General features: G+C 66.7%; 29 protein-coding genes. 18 read left to right on the forward strand and 11 right to left on the reverse strand.

Annotation, left to right across the window (positions count from 1 at the left end):
• Positions 1-220 precede the first annotated feature (220 nt).
• The 3 genes from AU072_RS17765 to bla are packed head-to-tail and all read left to right on the forward strand — an operon-like array spanning position 221 to position 4,704.
• The gene (locus AU072_RS17765; protein ID WP_064414989.1) at positions 221-2,467 is read left to right on the forward strand and encodes a polyribonucleotide nucleotidyltransferase; all 2,247 of its coding nucleotides are present in this window, start codon (positions 221-223) and stop codon (positions 2,465-2,467) included.
• Positions 2,445-3,785 carry a M16 family metallopeptidase gene (locus tag AU072_RS17770; RefSeq protein ID WP_082680625.1) on the forward strand — a complete coding sequence of 447 codons (1,341 nt, stop codon included), beginning with the start codon at positions 2,445-2,447 and terminating at the stop codon, positions 3,783-3,785. Before AU072_RS17765 ends, AU072_RS17770 begins: the two co-directional genes overlap by 23 nt.
• 19 nt (positions 3,786-3,804) lie before the next feature.
• Positions 3,805-4,704: a class A beta-lactamase gene (bla, locus tag AU072_RS17775; protein ID WP_064414991.1), complete on the forward strand. Its 900-nt coding sequence runs from the start codon at positions 3,805-3,807 to the stop codon at positions 4,702-4,704.
• Positions 4,705-4,917: 213 nt separating this feature from the next.
• Here bla and ald read toward each other — a convergent pair whose 3' ends face one another.
• Positions 4,918-6,033: an alanine dehydrogenase gene (gene ald, locus AU072_RS17780; protein ID WP_064414992.1), complete on the reverse strand. Its 1,116-nt coding sequence runs from the start codon at positions 6,031-6,033 to the stop codon at positions 4,918-4,920.
• An 88-nt stretch (positions 6,034-6,121) separates the two neighbouring features.
• Between ald and AU072_RS17785 the strand changes: the two genes are divergently transcribed.
• Entirely contained in the window at positions 6,122-6,637 is a 516-nt protein-coding gene (locus AU072_RS17785) for an HTH-type transcriptional regulator AldR (protein WP_064414993.1), read from the forward strand.
• 18 nt (positions 6,638-6,655) lie between these two features.
• Here the strand turns inward: AU072_RS17785 and AU072_RS17790 are convergent, their stop codons facing one another.
• Entirely contained in the window at positions 6,656-7,270 is a 615-nt protein-coding gene (locus AU072_RS17790; RefSeq protein ID WP_235629776.1) for a YflT domain-containing protein, read from the reverse strand.
• Here AU072_RS17790 and dapB point away from each other — a divergent pair.
• Genes dapB through AU072_RS17805 form a run of 3 tightly spaced genes read left to right on the forward strand, consistent with a single transcriptional unit; the run spans position 7,269 to position 8,922 of the window.
• The gene (gene dapB / locus AU072_RS17795; protein ID WP_064414994.1) at positions 7,269-8,003 is read left to right on the forward strand and encodes a 4-hydroxy-tetrahydrodipicolinate reductase; all 735 of its coding nucleotides are present in this window, start codon (positions 7,269-7,271) and stop codon (positions 8,001-8,003) included. The genes AU072_RS17790 and dapB overlap by 2 nt on opposite strands.
• Positions 8,003-8,470 carry a hypothetical protein gene (locus tag AU072_RS17800; RefSeq protein ID WP_064414995.1) on the forward strand — a complete coding sequence of 156 codons (468 nt, stop codon included), beginning with the start codon at positions 8,003-8,005 and terminating at the stop codon, positions 8,468-8,470. The genes dapB and AU072_RS17800 overlap by 1 nt, the downstream gene beginning before the upstream one ends.
• 50 nt (positions 8,471-8,520) lie before the next feature.
• A complete protein-coding gene (locus AU072_RS17805) occupies positions 8,521-8,922 on the forward strand; it encodes a flavodoxin family protein (protein WP_110765863.1) in 402 nt (133 codons plus the stop codon).
• 3 nt (positions 8,923-8,925) lie between these two features.
• On the opposite strand, the gene AU072_RS17810 is transcribed toward AU072_RS17805, so the two are convergent.
• Positions 8,926-9,366: a DUF1398 domain-containing protein gene (locus AU072_RS17810; RefSeq protein ID WP_064414996.1), complete on the reverse strand. Its 441-nt coding sequence runs from the start codon at positions 9,364-9,366 to the stop codon at positions 8,926-8,928.
• A gap of 69 nt (positions 9,367-9,435) precedes the next feature.
• Between AU072_RS17810 and AU072_RS17815 the strand changes: the two genes are divergently transcribed.
• The gene (locus tag AU072_RS17815; protein ID WP_064414997.1) at positions 9,436-9,882 is read left to right on the forward strand and encodes a MarR family winged helix-turn-helix transcriptional regulator; all 447 of its coding nucleotides are present in this window, start codon (positions 9,436-9,438) and stop codon (positions 9,880-9,882) included.
• 41 nt (positions 9,883-9,923) lie between these two features.
• Entirely contained in the window at positions 9,924-10,379 is a 456-nt protein-coding gene (locus tag AU072_RS17820; RefSeq protein ID WP_064414998.1) for a hypothetical protein, read from the forward strand.
• Here AU072_RS17820 and AU072_RS17825 read toward each other — a convergent pair.
• Both AU072_RS17825 and AU072_RS17830 read right to left on the reverse strand, forming a co-directional pair.
• The gene (locus AU072_RS17825; protein ID WP_064414999.1) at positions 10,373-11,296 is read right to left on the reverse strand and encodes an HpcH/HpaI aldolase/citrate lyase family protein; all 924 of its coding nucleotides are present in this window, start codon (positions 11,294-11,296) and stop codon (positions 10,373-10,375) included. The genes AU072_RS17820 and AU072_RS17825 overlap by 7 nt on opposite strands.
• A 57-nt stretch (positions 11,297-11,353) precedes the next feature.
• Positions 11,354-12,094: a dienelactone hydrolase family protein gene (locus AU072_RS17830; protein ID WP_064415000.1), complete on the reverse strand. Its 741-nt coding sequence runs from the start codon at positions 12,092-12,094 to the stop codon at positions 11,354-11,356.
• Positions 12,095-12,191: 97 nt separating this feature from the next.
• On the opposite strand from AU072_RS17830, the gene AU072_RS17835 reads away from it, so the two are divergent.
• From AU072_RS17835 to AU072_RS17845, 3 genes are all read left to right on the forward strand, one after another.
• Positions 12,192-12,950, forward strand: a complete 759-nt coding sequence (locus AU072_RS17835) for a thymidylate synthase (RefSeq protein WP_064415043.1) — start codon at positions 12,192-12,194, stop codon at positions 12,948-12,950.
• Positions 12,940-13,428, forward strand: a complete 489-nt coding sequence (locus AU072_RS17840) for a dihydrofolate reductase (RefSeq protein ID WP_064415001.1) — start codon at positions 12,940-12,942, stop codon at positions 13,426-13,428. The genes AU072_RS17835 and AU072_RS17840 overlap by 11 nt, the downstream gene beginning before the upstream one ends.
• A 108-nt stretch (positions 13,429-13,536) precedes the next feature.
• Positions 13,537-14,754: a winged helix-turn-helix domain-containing protein gene (locus tag AU072_RS17845; RefSeq protein ID WP_064415002.1), complete on the forward strand. Its 1,218-nt coding sequence runs from the start codon at positions 13,537-13,539 to the stop codon at positions 14,752-14,754.
• A 56-nt stretch (positions 14,755-14,810) separates the two neighbouring features.
• Here AU072_RS17845 and AU072_RS17850 read toward each other — a convergent pair whose 3' ends face one another.
• Positions 14,811-15,110: a DUF4193 domain-containing protein gene (locus AU072_RS17850; protein WP_064415003.1), complete on the reverse strand. Its 300-nt coding sequence runs from the start codon at positions 15,108-15,110 to the stop codon at positions 14,811-14,813.
• A gap of 239 nt (positions 15,111-15,349) precedes the next feature.
• Between AU072_RS17850 and thyX the strand changes: the two genes are divergently transcribed.
• The 3 genes from thyX to AU072_RS17865 all read left to right on the forward strand — a co-directional run bounded on the left by thyX (position 15,350) and on the right by AU072_RS17865 (position 18,720).
• On the forward strand, positions 15,350-16,114 hold the full coding sequence (gene thyX, locus AU072_RS17855) for an FAD-dependent thymidylate synthase (RefSeq protein WP_064415004.1): 765 nt from the start codon (positions 15,350-15,352) through the stop codon (positions 16,112-16,114).
• 78 nt (positions 16,115-16,192) lie between these two features.
• Positions 16,193-17,041, forward strand: coding sequence for a 4-hydroxy-tetrahydrodipicolinate synthase (dapA, locus tag AU072_RS17860; protein WP_235629784.1), 849 nt, complete (start codon positions 16,193-16,195; stop codon positions 17,039-17,041).
• Complete coding sequence (locus AU072_RS17865; RefSeq protein WP_064415006.1) at positions 17,041-18,720, forward strand: ribonuclease J; 1,680 nt, start codon at positions 17,041-17,043, stop codon at positions 18,718-18,720. The genes dapA and AU072_RS17865 overlap by 1 nt, the downstream gene beginning before the upstream one ends.
• A gap of 146 nt (positions 18,721-18,866) precedes the next feature.
• Here the strand turns inward: AU072_RS17865 and AU072_RS17870 are convergent, their stop codons facing one another.
• The 4 genes from AU072_RS17870 to AU072_RS28800 form a co-directional block, all read right to left on the reverse strand.
• A complete protein-coding gene (locus AU072_RS17870) occupies positions 18,867-19,679 on the reverse strand; it encodes a mycofactocin-coupled SDR family oxidoreductase (RefSeq protein ID WP_064415007.1) in 813 nt (270 codons plus the stop codon).
• Positions 19,679-19,993, reverse strand: a complete 315-nt coding sequence (locus AU072_RS17875) for a putative quinol monooxygenase (RefSeq protein WP_064415008.1) — start codon at positions 19,991-19,993, stop codon at positions 19,679-19,681. The genes AU072_RS17870 and AU072_RS17875 overlap by 1 nt, the downstream gene beginning before the upstream one ends.
• 68 nt (positions 19,994-20,061) lie before the next feature.
• Complete coding sequence (locus AU072_RS17880; protein ID WP_064415009.1) at positions 20,062-20,514, reverse strand: DUF2834 domain-containing protein; 453 nt, start codon at positions 20,512-20,514, stop codon at positions 20,062-20,064.
• Between the two features lie 102 nt (positions 20,515-20,616).
• Positions 20,617-20,748 (reverse strand): hypothetical protein, encoded by a 132-nt coding sequence (locus tag AU072_RS28800; RefSeq protein WP_268874539.1) that lies wholly within the window; start codon positions 20,746-20,748, stop codon positions 20,617-20,619.
• A 53-nt stretch (positions 20,749-20,801) separates the two neighbouring features.
• On the opposite strand from AU072_RS28800, the gene AU072_RS17885 reads away from it, so the two are divergent.
• Positions 20,802-23,090, forward strand: coding sequence for an FtsK/SpoIIIE family DNA translocase (locus AU072_RS17885; RefSeq protein ID WP_235629785.1), 2,289 nt, complete (start codon positions 20,802-20,804; stop codon positions 23,088-23,090).
• A gap of 48 nt (positions 23,091-23,138) precedes the next feature.
• On the opposite strand, the gene AU072_RS17890 is transcribed toward AU072_RS17885, so the two are convergent.
• A complete protein-coding gene (locus AU072_RS17890; RefSeq protein WP_235629777.1) occupies positions 23,139-23,648 on the reverse strand; it encodes an amino-acid N-acetyltransferase in 510 nt (169 codons plus the stop codon).
• A 41-nt stretch (positions 23,649-23,689) separates the two neighbouring features.
• Here AU072_RS17890 and pgsA point away from each other — a divergent pair, with 41 nt between their 5' ends.
• Complete coding sequence (gene pgsA / locus AU072_RS17895; protein WP_064415046.1) at positions 23,690-24,286, forward strand: CDP-diacylglycerol--glycerol-3-phosphate 3-phosphatidyltransferase; 597 nt, start codon at positions 23,690-23,692, stop codon at positions 24,284-24,286.
• The coding region (locus AU072_RS17900; protein ID WP_174524484.1) for a CinA family protein at positions 24,264-24,552 on the forward strand (289 nt) is incomplete at its 3' end. The genes pgsA and AU072_RS17900, both read left to right, overlap by 23 nt.

Here is a 24,552-nt window from a genome sequence, read left to right on the forward strand (position 1 = left end):
CGACCTGGGTGCGATTTTCGCAGCTCCGCGAGCATCGTTCCCGCGTGTCATAACCAGGACCTGCTCGATCGCGCGGTCTTCGGTAGTGGCTGCCGGAAGAACTGCCGGCAGCTTCGATCGATGGCCGTAGCCGCATCGAGGCCCGTGGTTCAAGCGCTGTGACGACGCGAAAACAGCTAAACAGTGGAGACACTGAACCAGAGAGGCCATACGGACACCTATGTCTGTAGTTGAAATTGAAGACGGCGTGTACGAAGCGACCGCCGTGATCGACAACGGGAGCTTCGGCACCCGCACCATCCGTTTCGAGACCGGCCGGCTGGCCCAGCAGGCCGCCGGCGCCGTCGTCGCCTATCTCGATGACGAGACGATGTTGCTTTCGGCGACCTCGGCCAGCAAGAACCCCAAGGACCATTTCGACTTCTTCCCGTTGACCATCGACGTCGAAGAGCGCATGTACGCCGCGGGTCGCATCCCCGGCTCGTTCTTCCGCCGCGAAGGCCGCCCGTCGACCGACGCGATCCTGACCTGTCGGCTGATCGACCGTCCGCTGCGGCCGACGTTCGTCGACGGCTTGCGCAACGAGATCCAGGTCGTGGTCACCGTCTTGAGCCTGGATCCCAAGGATCTCTACGACGTGGTCGCGATCAACGCCGCGTCGGCGTCCACACAGATCGCCGGCCTACCGTTCTCGGGCCCGGTCGGCGGCGTGCGTGTCGCGCTGATCGACGGGACCTGGGTGGCCTTCCCGACCGTCGAGCAGCTCGAGCGGGCGGTGTTCGACATGGTGGTCGCCGGTCGGGTCATCGAGGGCGGTGACGTGGCGATCATGATGGTCGAGGCCGAGGCCACCGACAATGTCATCGAGTTGGTCGCCGGCGGTGCGCAGGCGCCCACCGAGGCCGTCGTGGCCGAAGGCCTGGAGGCCGCCAAACCGTTCATCGCGAGCCTGTGCGCAGCCCAGCAGGAGCTGGCCGAGAGCGCCGCCAAGCCGACCGCGGACTACCCGGTGTTCCCGGAGTACGGCGAAGACGTCTACTACGCCGTTGCCTCGGTGGCCACCGACGCGTTGTCGGAGGCGCTGACGATCGCCGGTAAGGCCGAGCGCAACGACCGCACCGACGAGATCAAGGCCGAGGTGCTCGAGCGGCTGGCCGAGCAGTACGCGGGCCGCGAGAAGGAGGTCGGCGCCGCATTCCGGTCGCTGACCAAGAAGCTTGTTCGGCAACGCATTCTGACCGATCACTTCCGTATCGACGGCCGCGGCATCACCGACATCCGCGCGCTGAGCGCCGAAGTCGCAGTCGTCCCGCGGGCGCACGGCAGCGCGCTGTTCGAGCGTGGCGAGACCCAGATCCTGGGCATCACCACCCTCGACATGATCAAGATGGCCCAGCAGATCGACTCGCTGGGGCCCGAGACCAGTAAGCGCTACATGCACCACTACAACTTCCCGCCGTACTCGACCGGTGAGACCGGCCGTGTCGGTTCGCCGAAGCGCCGCGAGATCGGCCACGGTGCGCTGGCGGAGCGCGCGCTGATGCCGGTGCTGCCCAGCATCGAGGAGTTCCCGTACGCGATCCGTCAGGTGTCGGAGGCGTTGAGCTCCAACGGTTCCACCTCGATGGGTTCGGTGTGCGCCTCGACGCTGGCGCTGCTCAACGCCGGTGTGCCGCTGAAGGCTCCGGTCGCGGGCATCGCGATGGGCCTGGTGTCCGACGACATCGAAGTAGACGGTAAGACCGAGCGCCGGTTCGTCGCGCTCACCGACATCCTCGGTGCCGAGGATGCGTTCGGCGACATGGACTTCAAGGTCGCGGGCACCAAGGAGTTCGTCACCGCGCTGCAGCTGGACACCAAGCTCGACGGCATCCCGTCGCAGGTGCTGGCGGGCGCGCTGTCGCAGGCCAAGGATGCCCGGCTGACGATCCTCGAGGTGATGGCCGAGGCGATCGACGGCCCCGACGAGATGAGCCCGTATGCGCCGCGGATCACCACGATCAAGGTGCCGGTGGACAAGATCGGCGAGGTGATCGGCCCGAAAGGCAAGATCATCAACCAGATCACCGAGGAGACCGGCGCGTCGATCTCCATCGAGGACGACGGCACGGTCTTCGTCGGCGCCACCGACGGACCGTCGGCGCAGGCCGCGATCGACCGCATCAACGCGATCGCCAATCCGCAGCTGCCCAAGGTCGGCGAGCGATTCCTCGGAACCATCGTCAAGACAACGGATTTCGGTGCCTTCGTGTCGCTGCTTCCGGGTCGCGACGGGCTGGTCCACATCTCGAAGCTGGGACGTGGCAAGCGGATCGCCAAGGTCGAGGATGTCGTCAAAGTCGGCGACAAGCTGCGTGTGGAGATCGCCGACATCGACAACCGCGGCAAGATCTCGCTGATCCTGGTCGATGAGGAAGCCCCCGACTCGGAGACCGCACCGGCAGATGCCGCAGCGGCCAGCAGTTAGGGCGTTGCGCCACACCGGACGTGGCGACAGATCGTCGGAGGCAGTGCGTCGCACGGTGCTACCCGGTGGCCTGCGTGTGGTCACCGAGTACATCCCGTCGGTGCATTCGGCGTCGGTCGGGCTGTGGGTCGACGTCGGTTCGCGCGACGAGGGGCCGAGCGTTGCGGGCGCGGCCCACTTCCTCGAGCACTTGCTGTTCAAGGCGACGCCCACCCGGTCGGCGGTGGGCATCGCGCAGGCCGTCGACGCGGTCGGGGGTGAGTTGAACGCCTTCACCGCCCGCGAGCACACCTGCTACTACGCGCATGTGCTCGACTCCGATCTGGAGTTGGCCGTCGACCTCGTCGCCGATGTCGTGTTGCGCGGACAGTGCGCGGCCCAGGACGTCGAGGTCGAACGCGACGTCGTGCTCGAGGAGATCGCGATGCGCGACGACGATCCCGAGGACACTCTCGGCGACGTGTTTCTCGCCGCGATGTTCGGCTCGCACCCGGTCGGGCGCCCGGTGATCGGCAGCGTGGATTCGATCTCCTCGATGACACGCGCCCAACTGCACTCCTTCCACGTCCGCCGCTACACCCCCGAGCGAATGGTGCTCGCGGTGGCGGGCAACGTCGATCACGACGACGTGGTGTCGCTGGCGCGCGAGTACTTCGGCGCGCGACTGGTGCGGGGCCGCACACCGGTGCCACCGCGCAAGGGCATCGGCCGGGTCGGCGGGCGCCCGAGTCTGGAGCTGGTCAGCCGGGACTCCGAGCAGACGCACCTGACGCTGGGTGTGCGCACGCCCGGACGGCACTGGGAACACCGCTGGGCGCTGTCGGTGCTGAACACGGCGCTCGGCGGCGGCCTGAGTTCGCGGTTGTTTCAGGAGATTCGAGAGGCGCGCGGATTGGCGTACTCGGTGTACTCGACGGTCGACACCTTCTCCGACAGCGGAGCTCTGTCGGTTTACGCGGGTTGCCTGCCGGACCGCTTCGACGAGGTCGCCCGCGTGACCACCGATGTGCTCGAGGCGGTGGCGCGTGACGGGATCACCGAAGACGAGTGCCGCATCGCGAAGGGCTCCCTGCGCGGCGGACTGGTGCTAGGACTCGAGGATTCGGGATCGCGGATGAACCGCATCGGACGCAGCGAACTGCATTTCGGCGAACACCGAACGATCGACGAGACGTTGGCGAAGATCGAGGCCGTGACGCTCGACGAGGTCAATTCCGTCGCGCGCCGGCTTTTGCGGCGGCCCTACGGCGGTGCTGTGCTCGGTCCGGTTCGGTCGAAACGGTCACTGCCTCAGCCGCTTCGGGCCATCGCCGGCTGATCACCTACGCTGGGGACCCATGACAGAGGTGCCACGGCGTCACGTTCTGATCGGTGGATTGACACTGGCGGCGCTGGCCGCATCGCCGCACAAGGCCGTCATGGCCGACCCTGACCGTCCCGGGCAGCCGGTCGAGGATCGACTCGGCGAGATGGAACGCCGCCAGAACGCGTTGATCGGGGTGTTCGCAACTGATCTCGGCACCGGGCGCACCATCGCACACCGAGCGCAGGACCCGTTCGCGATGTGCTCGACGTTCAAGACCTACGCCGCGGCGCGGGTGCTGCAGAAGGCCGAGCGCGGTGAGCTCGCGCTCACCGATCGCGTCACCATCGAACCGGGCGATATCGTGCCCAACTCGCCGGTGACCGAGGCGCACGTCGGGCAGACGATGACGTTGGCGCAGTTGTGTCAGGCCGCCCTGCAGCGAAGCGACAACGCCGCGGCCAACTGGCTGTTACGGGTCATTGGCGGTCCGTCCGGCGTGACCGATTTCGCCCGCAGCATCGGCGACCAACGGTCCCGGCTCGACCGCTGGGAGATCGAGCTCAACGCGGCGGTGCCGGCAGACCCGCGCGACACCACGACGCCCGAGGCCATCGGGGCGGGCTACCGGTCGATACTCACCGGCAATGTGCTCGCCGAGCCGCAACGCCGGCAACTCGAGGACTGGATGCGGACCAATCAGACGTCCAGCGTGCGACCCGTCCTGCCACCGGGCTGGGCGACGGCCGACAAGACCGGCAGTGGTGACTACGCGAGCACGAACGACGTCGGTATCGCGTACGGCCCGGCCGGCGAGCGACTTCTGCTGGCGATCATGACCAGGACCGCGGCAAACGACCCCGACGCCCCGAACGACCGCCAGTTGGTCGGTGAAGTGGCTGCTGCGCTGGTGGCCGAACTCCTGGCCGGATGATGGCGAGGGCAGCAGCTTAGCCCGGCCACCCCTCGGGGCCGGGTCCAGCTGGCTTGTCAGCGGCTGTCCCCCCACGCTCTTGGCCCCCCTGCACTGAGCGCCAGCCGCTGGACTAAACCGTATGGCATGGAGCGCGACGGAGGAATCGGGCGAATCCCTATCTTTTTGCACCGGCACGTTTAAGGGTGCCGGGCAAACACGCGGAGTTCGGCGTCAGCCCAGCATTGGCGACGGATCCGTATATGGGAGGTCGAGGTCGTCGGCGACCTGTTCGGCCAGCAGGGCGCCGTCGTGTGTGGACAAGCCGCTGGCGAGCGAGGCGTCGGCCCGGCACGCCGCCCGCCAGCCCAGCTCGGCCAGCTTGAGCACGTACGGCATGGTGGCGTTGGTCAGCCCGAAGGTCGACGTGCGGGGCACGGCGCCGGGCATGTTGGCGACGCAGTAGAAGATCGTGTCGTGTACGGCGTACGTCGGGTCGTCGTGCGTGGTCGGACGCGAATCCTCGAAGCACCCACCCTGGTCGATGGCGATGTCGACCAGCACCGCACCGGGCTTCATGTGCGCCACAGTCGAATTCGAGACCAGTTTGGGGGCTTTGGCGCCCGGCACCAGGACCGCGCCGATGACGAGGTCGGCGTCCTTCACCGCGTCCTCGAGCTCCAGGATCGACGAGTAGCGCGTCTGGACGCGGCCGCCGAACTCCGCGTCCACGGCGCGCAGCTTGGTGAGACTGACGTCGAACACGGTGACGTGTGCGCCCATGCCCGTGGCGACCCGCGCGGCGTTGGCGCCGGCGGTGCCGCCGCCGATCACGACGACGTCGGCGGGAGCCACGCCCGGCACGCCGCCCATCAGGACACCGCGGCCTCCGTGGCTGCGCATCAGGTGGTAGGCCCCGACCTGGGCCGCCAACCGCCCGGCAACCTCGCTCATGGGGGCCAGCAGCGGAAGGGCGCCGTCGGCGGCCTGAACGGTTTCGTAGGCGATCGACGTCGTCCCGGAAACCAGCAGGGCTTCGGTGCACGGCCGCGATGCCGCCAGATGCAGGTAGGTGAACAGCGTCTGACCACGGCGCATGCGCTCGTATTCGGCTCCGATCGGCTCCTTGACCTTGAGCAGGAGGTCGGCCTGGGCCCATACCTCGTCGGCGCCGTTGATGAGCTGGGCGCCCGCGCGTTTGAAGTCGGCGTCCGAGATCGCCGAACCCTCACCCGCACCCGACTGGATGATCACCTCGTGACCGCGGTGCACGAGCTCGGCGACGCCGGCCGGGGTGATCGCGACCCGGAACTCGTTGTTCTTGATCTCGGTCGGGATGCCGACACGCATGACCGCTCCTCTGCTGAATGTGTACTCAGTGTGAAGAAGCTTCGTGTGATCAGCAATTGCTGTGCTCGAAATTCTGTATATTCGCCCTATGGGCGAAGTATCTTCATTGGCACGTACTTCAGGCGGTGCGGACCCGAAGGATGTTCGCCCGGTTCCCCTCGATGACGTCGACCGCCGGATTCTCACCGCGCTACACCGCGACGCGCGCATGCCGAACAGCGCACTTGCCGAGGCGGTCGGGATTGCGCCGTCGACATGCCATGGCAGGGTGCGGCGCCTTCAGGAGGCGGGGGTGATCCGCGGTTTCTACACCGACATCGATCCGGGCGCCATCGGTCTGCCGCTACAGGCGATGATCTCGGTGAGCCTGCAGTCCAGCGCTCGCGGCAGGATCCACAGCTTCATTCAGCAGATCCGGCGCAGACCGCAGGTGATGGACGTGTACTTTCTCGCGGGTGCCGACGACTTCATCCTCCACGTCGCCGCGCGTGACACCGACGACCTGCGGTCGTTCGTGGTGGAGAACCTCAACGCCGACGCTGACGTGGCCGGTACGCAGACGTCGCTGATCTTCGAACACCTGCGGGGGGCGTCACCACTGTAGCCGCGGAAGCGTTGCCGCTCAGGCGGTTTGGGTATAGCGCGAAGCCTCGGCGGCATACTGAGGCGGCACGCACACCTCGTACCGGCGGGCTTCGAGTGACTCGACGCTGGAGAAGTCCCGTTCGCCTCGGGTCGCCACATGCGCGACGAACCCGAAAACCGCACCCCAGAACGCCCCGATCGCCAATGCGATCAGCATCGTCACGATCCACACCGGCCCCACGGTGAAAATGGCGAAGAGCAAGCCGATGAACAACCCGAACCAGGCGCCGCTGGCCGCGCCGGCGAACGCCGCCCGTCCCTTGGTCATACGTCCCGTGATGCGCTCGACCGTGCGCAGGTCGTCGCCGATGATGCGCACGTGCTCGACGGGGAAGCCACCGTCGGACATGCGGTCCACCAGCCGTTGCGCGTCGGCATAGTTGTCGAACGTCGCGATGACCTGGCGAGCGGGCCGCTGGTCACCCACCTGCTGCTCGGGCCGTCCACTCATATCCGTCACTTCGAACTCCATCTGCTGTCGTTCCGGTGTGCTGTCATGAATGGTTACCCGCTTTCCCGCGGCATTGCCGCCGAATGCGGCGATCCGGTCGCTTCGATCAGCGTCGACCCCGGGTGGATAAGGTGACGCCATGCGAGTCGGAGTGCTGGGCGCAGAGGGCAAGGTCGGCGCGACGATGGTCGAGGCCGTGCAAGCCGCCGAAGACCTGACCTTCACCGCGGGAGTCGACGCGGGGGATCCGTTGAGCCTGCTGACCGACAGCCAGACCGAGGTCGTCATCGACTTCACCCATCCCGACGTCGTGATGGACAACCTCGAGTTCCTCATCGAGAACGGGATACACGCCGTCGTCGGCACCACCGGGTTCACCGACGAGCGGCTGGCCACGGTCCGGGGATGGCTGGACACCAAACCGGACGCGGCGGTCCTGATCGCGCCGAACTTCGCGATCGGCGCGGTGCTGTCAATGCATTTCGCACAGCAGGCCGCGCGACATTTCGAATCGGTCGAAGTCATCGAACTGCACCATCCGCACAAGGCCGACGCCCCGTCCGGTACCGCGGCGCGCACCGCGCGACTCATCGCCGAGGCGCGAAAAGGCATGCCGCCCAACCCCGATGCCACCAGCACGGGTCTCGACGGTGCGCGGGGCGCCGACGTCGACGGTGTTCCGGTTCATTCGGTGCGCCTGGCGGGGCTGGTCGCCCATCAGGAGGTGCTGTTCGGCACACAAGGGGAGACGCTGACCATCCGGCACGACAGCCTGGACCGGACCTCCTTCGTGCCCGGAGTCCTGCTGGCGGTGCGCAGGGTGGCCGAACGGCCGGGGCTCACCGTGGGTATCGAGCCGCTCCTCGACCTCTGATGGCCGACGGCGGCCGCGTCCTGCGCATCCAACTGCTGATCGGCTTCATGTGTGTCGCGCTGGTCGTGTACTTCGTGCTGCTCGGGCGCCTGGCGATGGCATTCGTCACGACCGGGGAGCCCGCGGCCGTGGGCTTGGGGCTGGCGCTGATGGTGCTCCCGCTGATCGGGCTGTGGGCGATGCTCAGCACGCTGCGCGCGGGCCTGGCCCATCAGCGGCTCGCGCGGATCGTCCACGACGAGGGGATGGAGCTCGACGTCAGCGCGCTGCCCCGGATGCCGTCGGGGCGAATCCAGCGTCAGGCCGCCGACGCGCTGTTCGTCACCGTGCGTGCGGAGCTGGAAAACGACCCGCAGAACTGGCGACGGTGGTATCGACTGGCGCGTGCCTACGACTACGCCGGTGACCGCAGCCGGGCGCGCGAAGCGATGAAGAGGGCGGTCGAGATGGAAGAGCGCGAGCCGTGAGCAAAACGTTGTTGATCATCCATCACACTCCGTCGCCACACTGCCAAGAGATGCTCGAGGCGGTCGTGGCAGGCGCAACCGATCCGGAGATCGAAGGCGTGGAAGTGGTGCGCCGACCAGCGCTCACGGTGTCTCCGGTCGAGATGTTGGAGGCTGACGGCTATCTGCTGGGCACGCCCGCCAACCTCGGATATCTCAGCGGTGCCCTCAAGCACGCCTTCGACCAGTCGTACTACCAACTGCTCGACACCACCCAAGGACGGTCGTTCGGGGCCTACATTCACGGCAACGAGGGCACCGAGGGAGCCGAGCGGGGTCTTATGGCCATCACTACTGGGCTTGGCTGGGTGCAGGCTGCGGAGACGGTTCTTGTCATGGGTAAGCCGACCAAGGCCGACGTCGAAGCCTGCTGGAACCTCGGCGCAACAGTCGCTGCTCAGCTGATGGAATAGCTGTCAAGCTTCAGAGACTCCTGGATTGTCGCAAATCCTCACTGCTGCATAGTGTTCGACGTACATCTGGTCGTGTAGGCCAAAGTAGGTGCAGATGCGGTTCTCGAGGTCGACGACATAGCGGAGCACACCGGCTCGCCACGCTGCTGCGGCAAACTCCCGGAAGGTCGTCTCACCTGCCTGATCGGCACGTAGTGCGGCGACGAGCGCCTCGCGGTCGAACGACGGCACCTCGGACATGCCGTCGACCAGTGGCACGTCCTGGACACAGACTGGACCGAGATCCGTCTCGTACAGGCTGTGCATCGCAGGAAGCCACCACGTATTGATTCGCACGCCGGCGCGCCGCAATGTCTCCGCCAGATGCGGGAAGCCCTGGACCGGTGGACGACGCGCAACGGCATCACGCTGTGCCGCTTGAAGATTCGCTATTGCTGCGCTCATGTTCCTCCGATTCCAGTCACAACTCGAGCTGATTGACAATTATGAACCATAATGACAACATATTGTCAAATGGATAACAGCGCGGATGAGATGGCACTGCTGATCGCAGACGTATACGAACTCGCCGGACTCTTGCGGCGCTCAGGTGAAGCCATCGCGGCCGGCGAGGGGCAGACGCAGGCGCGATGGCAGTTGCTCAGCGCGGTCTCTGAACTACCGCTGACCGTGCCGCAAGCCGCTCGCCGCCTCGGGGTCACACGTCAGGGGGTGCAAAGGGTTGCCAACGATCTGGTCGCTGCCGGCCTCGGCGAATTCAGACCCAACCCCGACCACCGCACATCGCCTCTCTTGGCGCCAACCGCCGAAGGCCATCGTGTTCTGCGGGGAATCACCGAACGCGCGCTCGTCGTCAACAATCGACTTGCCGACGCATTGGAGCCTTCGACGCTGCAGGCGACGCGCGAGGCGATACAACGGATGATCACCGCGCTGCAAGATCGAGCGCCCATAAGGTAACCATCACGACCGTTGGCCGCCACGTTGATGGAGGATTAGCCATGCCGGGAATCGCCGAACTCGCCCTGGGCGCAGCGCCACTCGCCGGCGGCGCGCTGCTCGGAATCGCCGCGGGCAACCTCCGCGGACCTGACTTCCGCGGAATGATCACCAAGGACATGGACCTGCTCGAGCGCATACCCGACGACCAGCCCGAACTCAAGGCGCGGCTGAAAGCCAGCATCGACCATCGCATCGAAGACATGATCAGCGCCGCCGAGCGCAGCCGCGACCTGCGGCTGGCGGCGATGTCGTACCGCGGCAACTGGCGCGACATCGTGGTGTTCATCTGCGCGATCCTGTTCACCATCGTCTGGTGGAACGTCGACCACGACCGGACGAACTGGCTGCTGATGTTCATCGTGATGATCCTCGCGACGATCGTCGCCGGGATCTACGCTGCACGCGGTCTGCTGCGGTCGCTGCAGATGTTGCTGCGCAGACGTCGTCCTCAGTAGTGGTAGGTGTCCGACGGAGCCGGGATGTGCGCCGGATCGTCGACGTCGTCGAACTCCGACACCTCGATGCCGTACGCGCGGGCCAGATCGAGGATCTTGTTCGCTCTCGCGATACGGGGTAGATCGGACCCGTTGCGGATCTCACCGCCGTCGCGGTCGAACTCGACGAAAAACTCTTTGGCCCAGGCGATTTCCTCGGGCGACGGGGAGAGCCCCTCGTTGACGGTGGTGCACTGCTCGGGTGTCAGGCAGATCTTGCCCGTCATGCCGAACTCGACGGACACCGCCGTGGCCTCGCTGAGCTTGAGCGCACTCGAACCGACCGTGGGACCGTCGATCGCGCTCGGCAGGTGGGCGGCCTTGGCCGCGATGGTGAACCGCGACCGCGCGTAGGCGAGGGTGGTCGGACTCTCGCCGAAGCCGGTGTCGCGCCGGAAGTCGCCGATGCCGAAGGCCAGCCGGAACGTGCCCTTCGCGGCGGCGATGGCGGTGATGCGCTCGAGCCCCCGGGCGGTTTCGACCAGCGCGACGATCGGCACACCCGGTAGCCGGTTGGCGGTTTCGGTGACGTGGTCGACGGATTCGACCATCGCGAGCATGACCCCACCGACCGACGTCTTCGCCAGCGCCGCGAGGTCGTCGGCCCACCACGGCGTGCCGAACCCGTTGACGCGGACCCAGTCGGTGTTGCCCTCGGTCAGCCAGCGGACGACGTTTTCGCGGGCCGCGGTCTTGTCCTTCGGCGCGACCGCGTCCTCGATGTCCAGGACGACGATGTCGGCTCGGGACCGCACGGCAGGCGCGAACCGGTCGTACTGTGCGCCGTTCACCAGCAGCCAGCTGCGGGCCAGCACCGGGTCGATACGCGAGCCGACGTCCTCATGGTCCGCGTGAGCGCCGTGATCCGAAACGTCCATCGGATCATCGTCGCGTATCGCCCCGGCAGGGTGTGTCCGGACCCGGTCAAATGCACCTCAATCGGGCAGAGCGGATTCGAAGAGCTCCTGCAGAGCAATCCAGTGCCGCTGGGCGGCCTCTTCGTCGTACGGGGCGTTGTCGGGCACCGCGAAGCCGTGGCCGGCGGGATAGAACTCCACCGTGTGGGCGACGTTCGCCGCGGTCAGAGCCTTGTCGAGGGTCTCGGCGTGCGCGGTCGTGAAGCTCTGGTCCTTCTCGGCGCCGGCGACGTAGACGGTGGCCTTCATCCGGTCGGCGAGCAGGTGCGGGCTGGTGGGTTCGTCGGTGACCAGCCCACCGGCGTGGAACGATCCCGCCGCGGCGACCCGATCGGGCACCCGGCCGGCGACGATCACCGAGGTGCGCCCGCCCATGCAGTAGCCGCAGACGCCGAATGCGTCACCTTTGACCTCGGGCCGGGACTGCAGGAAGTCGAAGAACGCCGCGGCGTCGGAGGCCATCATGTCGGGGGTGATGGAGGAGATCATCGAGAACAGGCGACTGCGCTGCTTCGCGTCGGTGAACGCGGTCCGCATGTCGAACGGTTCCCAGTCGCCGTGGCGGTAGTACACATCGGGGAGCAGCACGGCGTGGCCGAAGCCGGCCAGCCGCGCGGCCATTTCCTGGAAGGTGTCGCGGACGCCGCCGGCGTCGACGTACATGACGACACCGGTCCACGGTCCGGGGCCGTTCGGGGTGTGCAGGGTGACAGGGCAGGTGCCGTCGGGAGTGGTGACGGTCGCGGAGATACTCGGCATGGCCTCCGTTCTACTCGGCGGGTCTGGAAGTAAGCTGACCGGCGTGCCGATCGCTGGATCCGTGAGCGCGCCGTATGAGGACCTCCTGCGGCTGGTGATGGAGCGCGGGACGCCGAAGTCCGACCGCACCGGCACCGGAACCCGCAGCGTGTTCGGCCACCAGATGCGCTATGACCTCGCGGCCGGTTTTCCGCTGATCACCACCAAGAAGGTGCACACCAAGTCGATCGTCTACGAGCTGCTGTGGTTCTTGCGCGGCGACTCGAATGTCCGCTGGCTGCAGGAGCGCGGCGTCACCATCTGGGACGAATGGGCCTCCCCGACAGGGGATCTCGGCCCTGTATACGGCGTACAGTGGCGTTCCTGGCCGACACCGTCGGGTGAGCACATCGACCAGATCAGCGCAGCGCTGGAGCTGTTGAAGTCCGATCCCGACTCGCGCCGCAACATCGTCTCGGCATGGAACGTCGGGGAGATTCCGCAGATGGCGCTGCCGCCGTGCCACGCGTTCTTCCAGTTCTACGTCGCCGACGGCAAACTGTCGTGCCAGCTGTATCAGCGCAGCGCCGACCTGTTTCTCGGGGTGCCGTTCAACATCGCCAGCTACGCGCTGCTGACCCACATGATGGCGGCGCAGGCCGGGCTGGCGGTCGGCGAGTTCATCTGGACGGGCGGGGACTGCCACATCTACGACAATCACGTCGAGCAGGTGCGGTTGCAGCTCAGCCGCGATCCCCGCCCTTACCCGGAACTCGTTCTCGCGCCGCGGGATTCGATCTTCGACTACACCTACGAAGACGTCGCCATCCTCAATTACGATCCGCACCCGGCGATCAAGGCCCCGGTTGCGGTCTGACGTCGGGCTCATCTGGGCCCAGTCCAGCTCGGGTGTCATCGGCCGCGGCGGCGGTATCCCGTGGCGCCTGCCCGAGGATCAGGCCCGGTTCAAGGAACTGACGATGGGTCACACCGTGGTGATGGGCCGGTTGACGTGGGAGTCGCTGCCCGCCAAGGTCCGTCCACTGCCCGGGCGTCGCAACGTGGTGCTCACCCACCGGCCCGACTATGCGGCCGAGGGAGCAGAAGTGGTCGCATCGCTGGACGACGCGCTGACCGACGATCCGGTCTGGGTGATCGGCGGCGCGCAGATCTACACGGCGGCCCTGCCGATCGCCACGCGCTGCGAGGTGACCGAGATCGAGATCGACCTGCCGCGTCAGGATGCCGACGTGATGGCCCCGGTGCTCGACGAGTCCTGGATCGGCGCGGCGGGGGACTGGCTGACCAGCACATCGGGTCTGCGCTACCGGTTCTACAGCTACCGGCGGCGCTGACAGTTTTCGCCGAAAACCCGCTCAGCTGGGTACGGCTTTCACGCGGATTGCATACGTAACTGCGCGCTGGCGGACGGGGATGTCGGTGGTGTCGGGCACCATGGCGGGGTGCCGAGGAAACTCACGGCCGACCAGGCGCGCCGTGTCGCCGTCGCCGCGCAGGGTCTGGCCGAACCGCGCCCGCGGGGCCCGGTCACCCGCGCGCACCTGCGGAGGCTGATCTCGCGGATCCAGGTGCTGCAGCTGGATTCGGTGTCGGTGTCGGTGCGCGCCCACTACGCGCCGGTGTTCAGCCGGCTCGGGCCCTACGACCGCGACGTGCTCGACAGAGCGGCGTGGAGCCATTCGGCGCGATCACCGCGGATGCTGGTCGAATATTGGGCGCACGAGGCGGCGCTGATGGCGGTCGACGACTGGCCGCTGCTGCGGTGGCGGATGCGTGAGTACACGCACGGCCGGTGGGGCAAGGAGATCGTCAAGAAGAACGCCAAGCTGGCCGACGAGGTGGTCCGCGCGGTCACCGAACTGGGCCCGTCGACTGCGGGGCAGATAGAAGCGCATCTGGGCGCGGAGCAGCGGGGCCGCAAGGGTCCGTGGTGGGACCGCAGCGACACGAAGTGGGTGACCGAGGCGTTGTTCGCGTCGGGAGTGCTGACGACCGCGACGCGGGTCGGGTTCGCGCGGCACTACGACCTGTCCGAGCGGGTGCTCCCGCCGGAGGTGCTCGCACGCGAGGTCGACGAGGCCGACGCCGTGAGGGAGCTGGTGCTGAGGGCCTCGGGCGCGCTGGGTGTGGGAACCGAACAGGACATCCGGGACTACTTCCGGTTGTCGCCGGCGCAGGTGAAACCGGCCATCGCGAAGTTGGTCGCGGACGGCGAGCTGGAACCGGTTCAGGTCGACGGCTGGAAGGGGCCGGCGTATCTGCGCGCGGGACAGACCATTCCGCGCCGCGACCGCGGAACGGCGCTGCTGTGCCCGTTCGATCCGCTGATCTTCTTTCGGCCACGCGTCGAGCGCCTGTTCGGCGGATTCAAGTACCGGATCGAGATCTATACACCGGCGCCGAAGCGCCAGTACGGGTATTACGTGTGGCCGTTTCTGCTCGACGGTGAACTGGTTGGTCGGGTGGACTTGAAGGCTGATCGGGCCGGCGACGCGCTGCATGTTGTTGGCGCGTTCGCGGAAGAGGGCGCGGAGCGGTCGCGAGTCGCCCCGGCGTTGGCCGACGAACTGCGGACCATGGCGGCGTGGCTCGGCTTGGCCGACGTCACGGTCGGCGCAAACGGCGACTTGGTCGACGACTTGCGCCGAGTGTTGGATTGATGCACGCGGCGCGCAATATCGCGTGACACAACCCCACAGTCGGCCAAGAAGGGCGCCTAGACGCAGTCGGCGCAGATCGTGCGATCGCCGGACTGCAGCGCCAGCCGGCTGTGGTGCTGTACCAGGAAGCAGCTCGAGCAGGTGAACTCGTCGGCCTGCTTCGGGATCACCCGGACCGTCAGCTCCTCGCCGGACAAGTCCACGTCGGGCAGGATGATCGGGTCGACCCCGTCACCGTCGTCGACGTCGAGAACTGCGACGTCAGCCTGGCCGCGCCGGGCGGCGATCGCCTCGAGTGACTCATCGACCGTTTCGTCGGCTTCCTTCACACGGGGTGCGTCGTAATCGGTGGCCATTGGTCCCACTCCCTCTCTAGATCGGCGTCTGGGTAACACCGATTGAGAACGGATTTGTTCCCGTCGCGCACGGGGTCGAAACCTGGATTCTTCGCTCGGTTCGCCGCCGAATGTGCGATCTGATCCGCCGCGACCGGCGAGTCGCGGATGAAACCGCACAGCCGGCGCACACCCGGCGGCCGGCTCGGCGCGGCCCACGCGCTCACCGGCATCACCGACGGTCCGCGTTAGGGTGAGCCGTGGCCGAGACCTCGCCGCTGCGCGTCCAATTGATCGCCAAAACGGAGTTCACCACCCCGCCGGATGTGCCGTGGGAAACCGATGCCGACGGCGGGCCCGCGCTCGTCGAATTCGCCGGCCGCGCGTGCTATCAGAGCTGGTCGAAGCCGAATCCGCGCACCGCCACCAACGCCGCCTACATCCGCCACATCATCGACGTCGGGCATTTCTCGGTGCTCGAGCACGCGTCGGTCTCCTTCTACATCACCGGTATCTCACGCTCATGCACACACGAGCTGATCCGTCACCGCCACTTCTCCTACTCCCAGCTCTCGCAGCGGTACGTTCCCGAACACGACGCGCAGGTGGTGGTGCCGCCCGGCATCGCGGACGATCCCGAGTTGATCGAGCTGTTCACCGCCGCCGCCGACGCCAGCCGCGCTGCCTACACCGAGCTGCTCGAACGCCTGGAGGCCAAATTCCGAGGCGACGAGCCCGGGGAGAAACTCGGTGTTCTGCGAGGTAAGCAGGCGCGACAGGCCGCGCGTGCGGTGCTGCCCAACGCCACCGAAACCCGCATCGTCGTGACCGGCAACTACCGCGCCTGGCGGCATTTCATCGCGATGCGGGCCAGCGAGCACGCCGACGTCGAGATTCGTCGGCTGGCCATCGAGTGCCTTCGCCAACTGGCCCACGTCGCACCCCAGGTGTTCAGCGACTTCGAGATCTCCACGCTGTCCGACGGCACGGAGGTCGCCACATCCCCACTGGCCACGGAAGCGTGACCATCAACGAGTAATCTGAGCCGCGTGAGCACCAGCGGAATCGATGTGAGGGCCCGGTTGGGCACCGTGCTGACCGCGATGGTGACTCCGTTCAAGCCGGACGGCACGCTCGACACCGGCACCGCCGCCCGGTTGGCGACCCGACTCGTCGACTCCGGCTGCGACGGCCTCGTGCTGTCCGGGACCACCGGTGAGTCGCCGACGACGACCGATGCCGAGAAGATCGCGCTGCTGCGTGCGGTGCTCGACGCCGTGGGCGATCGGGCGCGCATCATCGCCGGTGCGGGCACCTACGACACGGCGCACAGCGTGCACCTGGCGAGGGCGTGCGCGGCCGAGGGCGCACATGGACTGCTGGTGGTGACGCCGTACTACTCGCGCCCGCCCCAGGCCGGGCTGCTGGCGCACTTCACCGCGGTGGCCGACTCGACGCCTCTTCCGGTGGTGCTCTACGACATTCCGCCGAGGTCGGTGGTGCCGATCCAGTGGGAGACGCTGCGCATCCTTGCCGAGCACCCCAACATCGTCGCCGTGAAGGACGCCAAGGGCGATCTGCACGGCGGCGGGCAGATCATCGCCGAGACGGGGCTGGCGTACTACTCCGGGGACGACGCGCTCAACCTGCCCTGGCTGGCCATGGGAGCCGTCGGGTTCGTCAGTGTGTGGGGCCACCTGGCGGCCAGCCAGTTGCGAGAAATGTTGTCGGCCTTCCAATCCGGCGATATCGCGACGGCCCGCAAGATCAACGCCACGCTGGGCCCGCTCGTCGACGCGCAGGCCCAACTCGGCGGGGTGACGCTGTCGAAGGCCGGTCTGCGGCTGCAGGGTTTCGAGGCCGGTGACCCGAGGCTGCCGCAAGTGCCCGCCACGCCCGCACAACTCGACGCGTTGGCCGCAGATATGCGCGCGGCCGCGGTGCTGCGGTAGTGAACGAAGAACTCAACCCACCGGGGCCGCTGGCCCCAGGCGGACTTCGGGTCACTGCGCTCGGCGGGATCAGCGAAATCGGCCGCAACATGACCGTTTTCGAGCATCTGGGCCGACTGCTGATCGTCGACTGTGGAGTCTTGTTCCCCACGCACGACGAGCCCGGCGTCGACCTGATCCTGCCCGACCTGCGCCTCATCGAGAATCGGCTCGACGAGGTCGAGGCGCTGGTGCTCACCCACGCGCACGAGGACCACATCGGCGCGATCCCGTTCCTGCTCAAGCTGCGCCGCGACATCCCGGTCGTCGGCTCGAAGTTCACGCTCGCACTGGTGGCCGAGAAGTGCCGTGAGCACCGGATCAAACCGGTCTTCGTCGAAGTCGACGAGGGCCAGAGCTCGCGACACGGCGTGTTCGAATGCGAATACTTTGCGGTCAACCACTCGATTCCGGGATGCCTGGCCATCGCGATCCACACCGGCGCCGGCACTGTGCTGCACACCGGTGACATCAAGCTCGACCAGTCTCCGCCCGACGGGAAACCCACCGACCTGCCCGGTATGTCGCGGCTCGGCGATGCCGGGGTGGACCTGTTCCTGTGTGATTCGACCAACGCCGAGATTCCCGGTGTGGGGCCGTCGGAAAGCGAGATCGGTCCGAACATGCACCGACTGATCCGCAGCGCCCAGGGCCGCGTCATCGTGGCCTGCTTCGCCTCCAACGTCGGTCGCGTACAGCAGATCATCGACGCGTCGGTGGCGCTCGGTCGCAAGGTGGCGTTCGTCGGCCGGTCGATGGTCCGCAACATGGGCATCGCCAAGGAACTCGGATATCTCACGCTGGAAAACGATGACGACATCATCGACATCGGCGCCGCGGAGATGATGGCACCTGAGCGCGTCGTGCTCGTCACCACCGGAACGCAGGGCGAGCCGATGGCGGCGCTGTCGCGAATGTCGCGCGGTGAGCACCGCAGCATCACGTTGACCGCAGGTGATCTCATCATCATGTCGTCGTCGCAGATACCCGGGAACGAGGAAGCGATTTTCGGGGTGCTGGACGCGCTGGCGAAGATCGGCGCGCGTGTCGTCACCAACGCGCAAGTGCGCGTGCATGTTACCGGGCACGCCTACGCCGGTGAGCTGTTGTTCCTCTACAACGGTGTGCGGCCTCGCAACGTGATGCCCGTGCACGGCACCTGGCGGATGTTGCGGGCCAACGCCGGTCTGGCCGCCCGCACGGGGGTACCCGAGGAGAACATCGTTCTGGCCGAAAACGGCGTGAGCGTCGACCTGGTGGCCGGTCGGGCGTCGATCGCGGGCGCGGTGCCGACGGGGAAGATGTTCGTCGACGGGCTGGTCACCGGAGACGTCGGGGATGCCGTGGTCGGTCAGCGGCTCACGCTCTCTTCCGGGTTCATCGGCATCACGGTCGTCGTCCAGCGTGGCACCGGTAAGCCGGCGGCTGCGCCACACCTGCACTCGCGTGGCTTCTCCGAGGACCCGAAGGCCCTCGAGCCCGCCACCCGCAAGGTCGAAGAGGCACTCGAAGCGCTTGTGGCCGAACGGGTCACCGACATCAACCGCATCGCGCAGGCGTCGCGGCGCGCCGTCGGCAAATGGGTGGGGGAGGTCTACCGCCGCCAGCCGATGATCGTGCCGACGGTCATCGAGATCTGACTCAGCCCCTCCAGCATCCGCAGGGACCAACTGTGCGGCTGCCCGCCTATGAGCGAATTATTCGCTACCGACGAATAATTCGCTCGTAGCTGGGCAGTAAGAGAGGCATCACCGACAGGTAGAGGGCGGCTGCGACCGCTGGAAGCTCAGCGCTTGTTGACCGACCCGGCGTCGACGGGCAGCGCCACCCCGGTGACGTAGCGCGCGGCGTCAGAGACCAACCACGCCACCGCGTTCGCGATGTCTTCGGGTTGCAGCACCTGGACGGGAAGTGCGTTGCCCATGTCCTGCGGTGACTTCTCCGCGATGCTGCCCAGCCACTCCCGTGTCGCTTCGTTATTGATCATCGGGGTGTCCACGCCGGCGGGATGTACCGAGTTGACCCGGATGCTGTGCGGTGCAAGCAGGTTGGCGTAGAGCCGCATCAACCCGACGATGCCGTGTTTGGCGGCGACGTAGCCGATCGCGCCGGGATCGTCGCTGCCCATTCCGACCAGGCCAACGACCGAACTGGTGAGCACGATCGACCCGCCCTCGCCGTGAGCGATCATTGCGCCCTTGGCCACCTCCACGGTGTGATGTACGCCGGTCAGGTTCACGTCGATCACGTCGCGCCACCCGTCGGCGCCCGACTGCATCGGCGCGATTCCGGCGTTGGCCACCACGATGTCGAGGCGGCCGAATTCGTCGACGCCGGCCTGCAGCGCTGAGGCCAACGCATCTTGGTCGCGAACATCGGCTTGGTGTGCCACTATTCGCGCGCCGGCGTCCTCGACGAGCTTCACAGTCGCGGCCAGATCATCAGCCGTCGCCAACGGATAGGGCACCGACGCGATCTGGTCGCACAGGTCGACGGCGATGATGTCGGCGCCGTCGGAGGCCAACTTCACCGCCTCCGCGCGGCCCTGACCCCGCGCCGCGCCCGTGATGAACGCGACTTTGCCTGCGAGCGGAGCCATCAGGACCGCAGCGCGCCTTTGCTCGGATCTCCCGCGACGACCGGCTGCAACATCTTGATGTCCGGCGCGCCGTCGAGGTGCTCGCCCACCGCACCGAACAGCTCACCGATGGCCGGGGCGGTGCTGTGCGTCTTCAAGGCATCCTCGTCGGCCCACTGCTCGACGAACACGAAGGTGCCGTTCGCCTCGTGCAGCGCGTAGAGCTCGCAGCCGGGCTCCTGGTGCACCGCTTCGATGGCCTTCTTGCAGGCGTTCCGCACGGTGTCAACGGATTCGGGTTTGGCGGTCATGGTGGCGACGACAACGACAGGCATCTGCGGCGTGACTCCTCGGTGAGTGCTGCTGGACGAGTGCACAGCCTACTCACCCACACCCGCGACGCTCAGACCACGTCGATCCAGATCGTGAAGGCCAGGGTGAGCACCGCGACAAGGACGAGCCCGACGGTGTCCCCGGCCCCGATGCGCGGGGCTTCGGTGCGGTGGATGCGCAACTCGCGCGCCAGCAGGAACAAGGGAAACGTCACGCTGATCGCGATGAAGAACGAGGCGACGATGTAGACCCAGACGAACTTGATGCCGCGTTTGCGGGCCTCGTAGACCATGAAGATCACCGCGGCGAGCAGGAACAGGGCGATGTCCGCGGTGATGGACCGGGCCGCCGCGTTGACCTTGGTGTCCTCCCAGAACGCGAGGAAGAAGCCGGCCCCGCGGTCGAGGTAGGCCAGGTTCTGGCTCCAGGTCGCGATCAGCGCGACAACCGCGATGGCGCCATAGGCGGCACAGAGCACTTTGGTGGTGGTCGGCAAGCCCGCCGACCTGTCGATATCGGTCATTTCCGCACGATAAGTCGCGAAAGCGCGTCAATCGATACGGATCTGTTACCCGTGTGGCAGATGGTGATTCTGGGGCTGGAGCGACTAGGCTTACAGGCATGCCTAGTAAGACCGCCGCGCGCTCTGGAAGTCGTTCGACCAGGTCAAAGCCGGCTGGGCGATCGGGCGGCCGGGCAGCGCCACGACGTAAGCCGGCACCGCGCCGGGCCTCGTCGTCGCGCCGGACGTCGTCACCTATCTCCTCGGCGGGTGCCTCGGTGGGTCGCGGCGTGCGGGCCGGTTGGCTGATGTTGGCCAAGGGCGCGGGCACCACGGCGCGTTCGGTGGGTCGGGCCCGCGATCTCGAACCCGGCCATCGCCGCGACGGCATCGCGTTGGCCCTTCTCGGCTTGGCGGTGATCCTCGCGGCGAGTTCATGGTTCGGCGCCGCCGGCCCGGTGGGCGACTGGCTCGACACCTTCTGGCGGACGTTGATCGGCGCCGCCGTCGTACTTGTCCCGATCGCGCTGGCCGCCGTCGGTGTGACCCTGATGCGCACCGAACCTGATCCGGACGCGAGGCCCAGGCTGATCCTGGGTTCGTCGATGATCGCGCTGCCCGCACTCGGGTTGTGGCATCTGTGGGCCGGATCGCCGCAGGACCCGGCGGCGCGTCAACATGCGTCGGGCTTCTTCGGATTCGCAATAGGCGGTCCGCTCTCCGACGGGCTCACGGCGTGGATCGCCGCGCCGCTGTTGTTCATCGGCGTGTTGTTCGGCGTATTGCTGGTGACCGGTACGACGATTCGCGAAGTGCCCTCGACCGTGCGCGCCATGTTCTCGGCCCGCGGCTACGACGAGTACGACTACGACGATTACGACGACGAGGACACCGCCGTCATCTCCGAGTCCGACGATTTCTCCGACGGTTACTACGACGATCCGGGCTCCTATGGCGACGACGCCGAGCAGGCCTGGCCGACCGGTACTCCGATGGAGAACTATCCGCTGTCCGACGAAGCGCCGACAATCCCTGAACCGACCGCCAAGACGCGCAAGAAGAAGGCCAAGCAGCCGACGATGACGTTGGACCGTGTGGTCGACGGACCGTATGCGCTGCCGTCACTCGAGCTGCTGATCGCCGGCGATCCACCGAAACGGCGCAGCGCGGGCAACGACCGGATGATCGAGGCGATCACCGAGGTGCTCGACCAGTTCAAGGTCAACGCATCGGTCACCGGCTGTACCCGCGGCCCGACCGTCACCCGCTACGAGGTCGAACTCGGACCGGGTGTCAAGGTCGAGAAGATCACTGCGCTGCAACGCAATATCGCCTACGCGGTGGCGACCGAAAGCGTGCGGATGCTGGCTCCGATCCCAGGCAAGTCCGCGGTCGGCATCGAGGTCCCCAATGTGGACCGCGAAATGGTGCGTCTGGCCGATGTGCTGACCGACCCGGCCACCCGGGGTGATCACCACCCGCTGGTCATCGGTCTGGGTAAAGACATTGAGGGCGAGTACATCTCGGCAAACCTCGCCAAGATGCCGCATCTGCTGGTCGCCGGCTCGACCGGATCGGGCAAGTCGAGCTTCGTGAACTCGATGCTGGTGTCACTGTTGGTGCGCGCCACGCCGGAAGAGGTCAGGATGATCCTGATCGACCCGAAGATGGTGGAACTAACGCCCTACGAGGGTATTCCGCACCTCATCACGCCGATCATCACCCAGCCGAAGAAGGCCGCCGCCGCACTGGCGTGGCTGGTGGAGGAGATGGAGCAGCGCTATCAGGACATGCAGGCCTCGCGCGTGCGCCACATCGACGACTTCAACAAGAAGGTGCGCTCCGGCGAGATCACCACACCGCTGGGCAGCCAGCGCGAGTACAAGCCCTACCCGTACATCGTCGCGATCGTCGACGAGTTGGCCGACCTCATGATGACCGCACCGCGCGATGTCGAGGATGCGATCGTGCGCATCACCCAGAAGGCCCGCGCCGCAGGCATTCACCTGGTGCTGGCCACGCAGCGACCATCGGTGGACGTCGTCACCGGCCTGATCAAGACGAACGTGCCGTCACGGTTGGCGTTCGCGACGTCGTCGTTGACCGACAGCCGCGTCATCCTCGACCAGCAGGGCGCCGAAAAGCTGATCGGCATGGGCGACGGACTGTTCCTGCCGATGGGGGCCAACAAGCCGATCCGGCTGCAGGGCGCGTTCATCACCGACGACGAGATCCACGCCGTCGTGGAAGCGACCAAGTCGCAGGCCGAACCGGAGTACACCGAGGGCGTCACCAACGCCAAGACCAACAGCGAACGCACCGACGTCGACCCCGACATCGGCGACGACATGGACGTCTTCCTGCAGGCGGTCGAGCTGGTGGTGTCGAGCCAGTTCGGGTCGACGTCGATGTTGCAGCGCAAACTGCGCGTCGGATTCGCCAAGGCCGGCCGGTTGATGGATTTGATGGAGACCCGCAACATCGTCGGGCCCAGCGAGGGCTCCAAGGCTCGCGAGGTGCTCGTCAAACCCGACGAACTGGCGGCGACGCTGGCCTCGATCCGCGGTTCGGACACCGGCAGCGACGACGACGAGTGACGGGTGCACGGTCAGGAGCGCTGAGCGCAACAAGGCGTTCACAAATCGCTACAGCGTCAACAGCATTCGGGTGTTACCGAGGATGTTCGGCTTGACGTAGGACAGGTCGAGGAACTCGGCGACACCGGTGTCGTACGAGCGGCACATCTCCTCGTAGACCTCGGCGGTCACGGGTGTGCCGTCGATCTCCCGAAATCCGTGCCTGCTGAAGAACTCGACTTCGAAGGTGAGCACGAAGATCCGTTCGAGGCGCAACTCGCGGGCGACGTCGAGCAGTTTGTCGACGATCGCATGCCCGACGCCCTGACCCCTGACCTTGGGATGCACGGCGACGGTACGCACCTCGCCGAGGTCGGACCACAACACGTGTAGTGCGCCACAGCCGAGCAGTTCGCCGCCGATTTCGGCGACCCAGAACTCCTGTACGGCCTCATAGAGCGTCACCAGATTCTTCTCCAACAGGATCTTGCCGGAGTAGATGTCGACCAAGGTCTTGATGGCGGGGACATCCGAGGTTCGCGCACGCCGCACGACGACCTCGCCGGTTTCTGCGCTCACAGGTGGAGAGTATCGGTTCGAGCAACCGATATTCTGTTGCGGTGTCGGGCCAACCCCATACTGATCCGCTGGTTCCGCGCGCCCGCATAGCGAACATCGCGAATGTGCTCACGGGCGTGCGGATGGCGTTGGTTCCGGTTTTCCTGGTGGTGCTGTTCGTCGGCGACGGGCATGAAACATTCTGGCGGATAGCCGCATTCGTGGTGTTCACCGTCGCCGTGATCACCGACCGGTTCGACGGGGCGCTGGCGCGCAACTACGGCATGGTGACGGAGTTCGGCACGCTGGCCGACCCCATCGCCGACAAGGCGCTCATCGGCGCGGCGCTGATCGGGCTTTCGCTACTGGGCGACCTGCCGTGGTGGATCACGGTGGTGATCCTCACCCGGGAGATCGGCATCACGGCGCTGCGGTTCGCGGTGTTGCGTCACGGCGTGATCCCTGCCAGCCGCGGCGGCAAGCTCAAGACGCTCGTACAAGGGGTGGCGATCGGGCTGTTCGTGCTGCCGCTGTCCGGTGCGTGGCTGGCCGCCGCGTGGGTGGTCATGTGGGCGGCGGTCATCCTGACGGTCGTCACGGGCGTCGACTACGTCGTGACGGCGATCAAGGATTCGCGTGGACGACCCGCTGGTCAGTGACGACGCACGCGCCCTGGTCGCCGACCTCACCGTGCGCGGGCAGACCGTCGCGACCGCCGAATCACTGACGGCGGGCCTGCTGGCGGCAACGCTGGCGGGCGTGCCGGGTGCGAGCGCGGTGTTACGCGGCGGCCTGGTCACCTACGTAGAGGACACCAAGATCTTGCTGGCCGGGGTGACACGCGAGGTGCTCGACGAGGTAGCGGCCCGTATGGGCTTTGTGGTCGGCAAACTGGGCGGGGCGCCCGACGGTTCTCGGGTGTCGA

It is taken from the genome of Mycolicibacterium novocastrense (assembly GCF_001499835.1).
GTDB lineage: Bacteria > Actinomycetota > Actinomycetes > Mycobacteriales > Mycobacteriaceae > Mycobacterium > Mycobacterium novocastrense.

Bases quoted from the DNA above. Each gene is read 5' to 3' on its own strand.
- AU072_RS17765 (WP_064414989.1), top strand. From the start codon at position 221: ATGTCTGTAGTTGAAATTGAAGACGGCGTGTACGAAGCGACCGCCGTG.
- AU072_RS17770 (WP_082680625.1), top strand. From the start codon at position 2,445: ATGCCGCAGCGGCCAGCAGTTAGGGCGTTGCGCCACACCGGACGTGGC.
- bla (WP_064414991.1), top strand. From the start codon at position 3,805: ATGACAGAGGTGCCACGGCGTCACGTTCTGATCGGTGGATTGACACTG.
- ald (WP_064414992.1), bottom strand. From the start codon at position 6,033: ATGCGTGTCGGCATCCCGACCGAGATCAAGAACAACGAGTTCCGGGTC.
- AU072_RS17785 (WP_064414993.1), top strand. From the start codon at position 6,122: ATGGGCGAAGTATCTTCATTGGCACGTACTTCAGGCGGTGCGGACCCG.
- dapB (WP_064414994.1), top strand. From the start codon at position 7,269: ATGCGAGTCGGAGTGCTGGGCGCAGAGGGCAAGGTCGGCGCGACGATG.
- AU072_RS17790 (WP_235629776.1), bottom strand. From the start codon at position 7,270: ATGGCGTCACCTTATCCACCCGGGGTCGACGCTGATCGAAGCGACCGG.
- AU072_RS17800 (WP_064414995.1), top strand. From the start codon at position 8,003: ATGGCCGACGGCGGCCGCGTCCTGCGCATCCAACTGCTGATCGGCTTC.
- AU072_RS17805 (WP_110765863.1), top strand. From the start codon at position 8,521: ATGCTCGAGGCGGTCGTGGCAGGCGCAACCGATCCGGAGATCGAAGGC.
- AU072_RS17810 (WP_064414996.1), bottom strand. From the start codon at position 9,366: ATGAGCGCAGCAATAGCGAATCTTCAAGCGGCACAGCGTGATGCCGTT.
- AU072_RS17815 (WP_064414997.1), top strand. From the start codon at position 9,436: ATGGATAACAGCGCGGATGAGATGGCACTGCTGATCGCAGACGTATAC.
- AU072_RS17820 (WP_064414998.1), top strand. From the start codon at position 9,924: ATGCCGGGAATCGCCGAACTCGCCCTGGGCGCAGCGCCACTCGCCGGC.
- AU072_RS17825 (WP_064414999.1), bottom strand. From the start codon at position 11,296: ATGGACGTTTCGGATCACGGCGCTCACGCGGACCATGAGGACGTCGGC.
- AU072_RS17830 (WP_064415000.1), bottom strand. From the start codon at position 12,094: ATGCCGAGTATCTCCGCGACCGTCACCACTCCCGACGGCACCTGCCCT.
- AU072_RS17835 (WP_064415043.1), top strand. From the start codon at position 12,192: ATGGAGCGCGGGACGCCGAAGTCCGACCGCACCGGCACCGGAACCCGC.
- AU072_RS17850 (WP_064415003.1), bottom strand. From the start codon at position 15,110: ATGGCCACCGATTACGACGCACCCCGTGTGAAGGAAGCCGACGAAACG.
- dapA (WP_235629784.1), top strand. From the start codon at position 16,193: ATGGTGACTCCGTTCAAGCCGGACGGCACGCTCGACACCGGCACCGCC.
- AU072_RS17870 (WP_064415007.1), bottom strand. From the start codon at position 19,679: ATGGCTCCGCTCGCAGGCAAAGTCGCGTTCATCACGGGCGCGGCGCGG.
- AU072_RS17875 (WP_064415008.1), bottom strand. From the start codon at position 19,993: ATGCCTGTCGTTGTCGTCGCCACCATGACCGCCAAACCCGAATCCGTT.
- AU072_RS17880 (WP_064415009.1), bottom strand. From the start codon at position 20,514: ATGACCGATATCGACAGGTCGGCGGGCTTGCCGACCACCACCAAAGTG.
- AU072_RS17885 (WP_235629785.1), top strand. From the start codon at position 20,802: ATGTTGGCCAAGGGCGCGGGCACCACGGCGCGTTCGGTGGGTCGGGCC.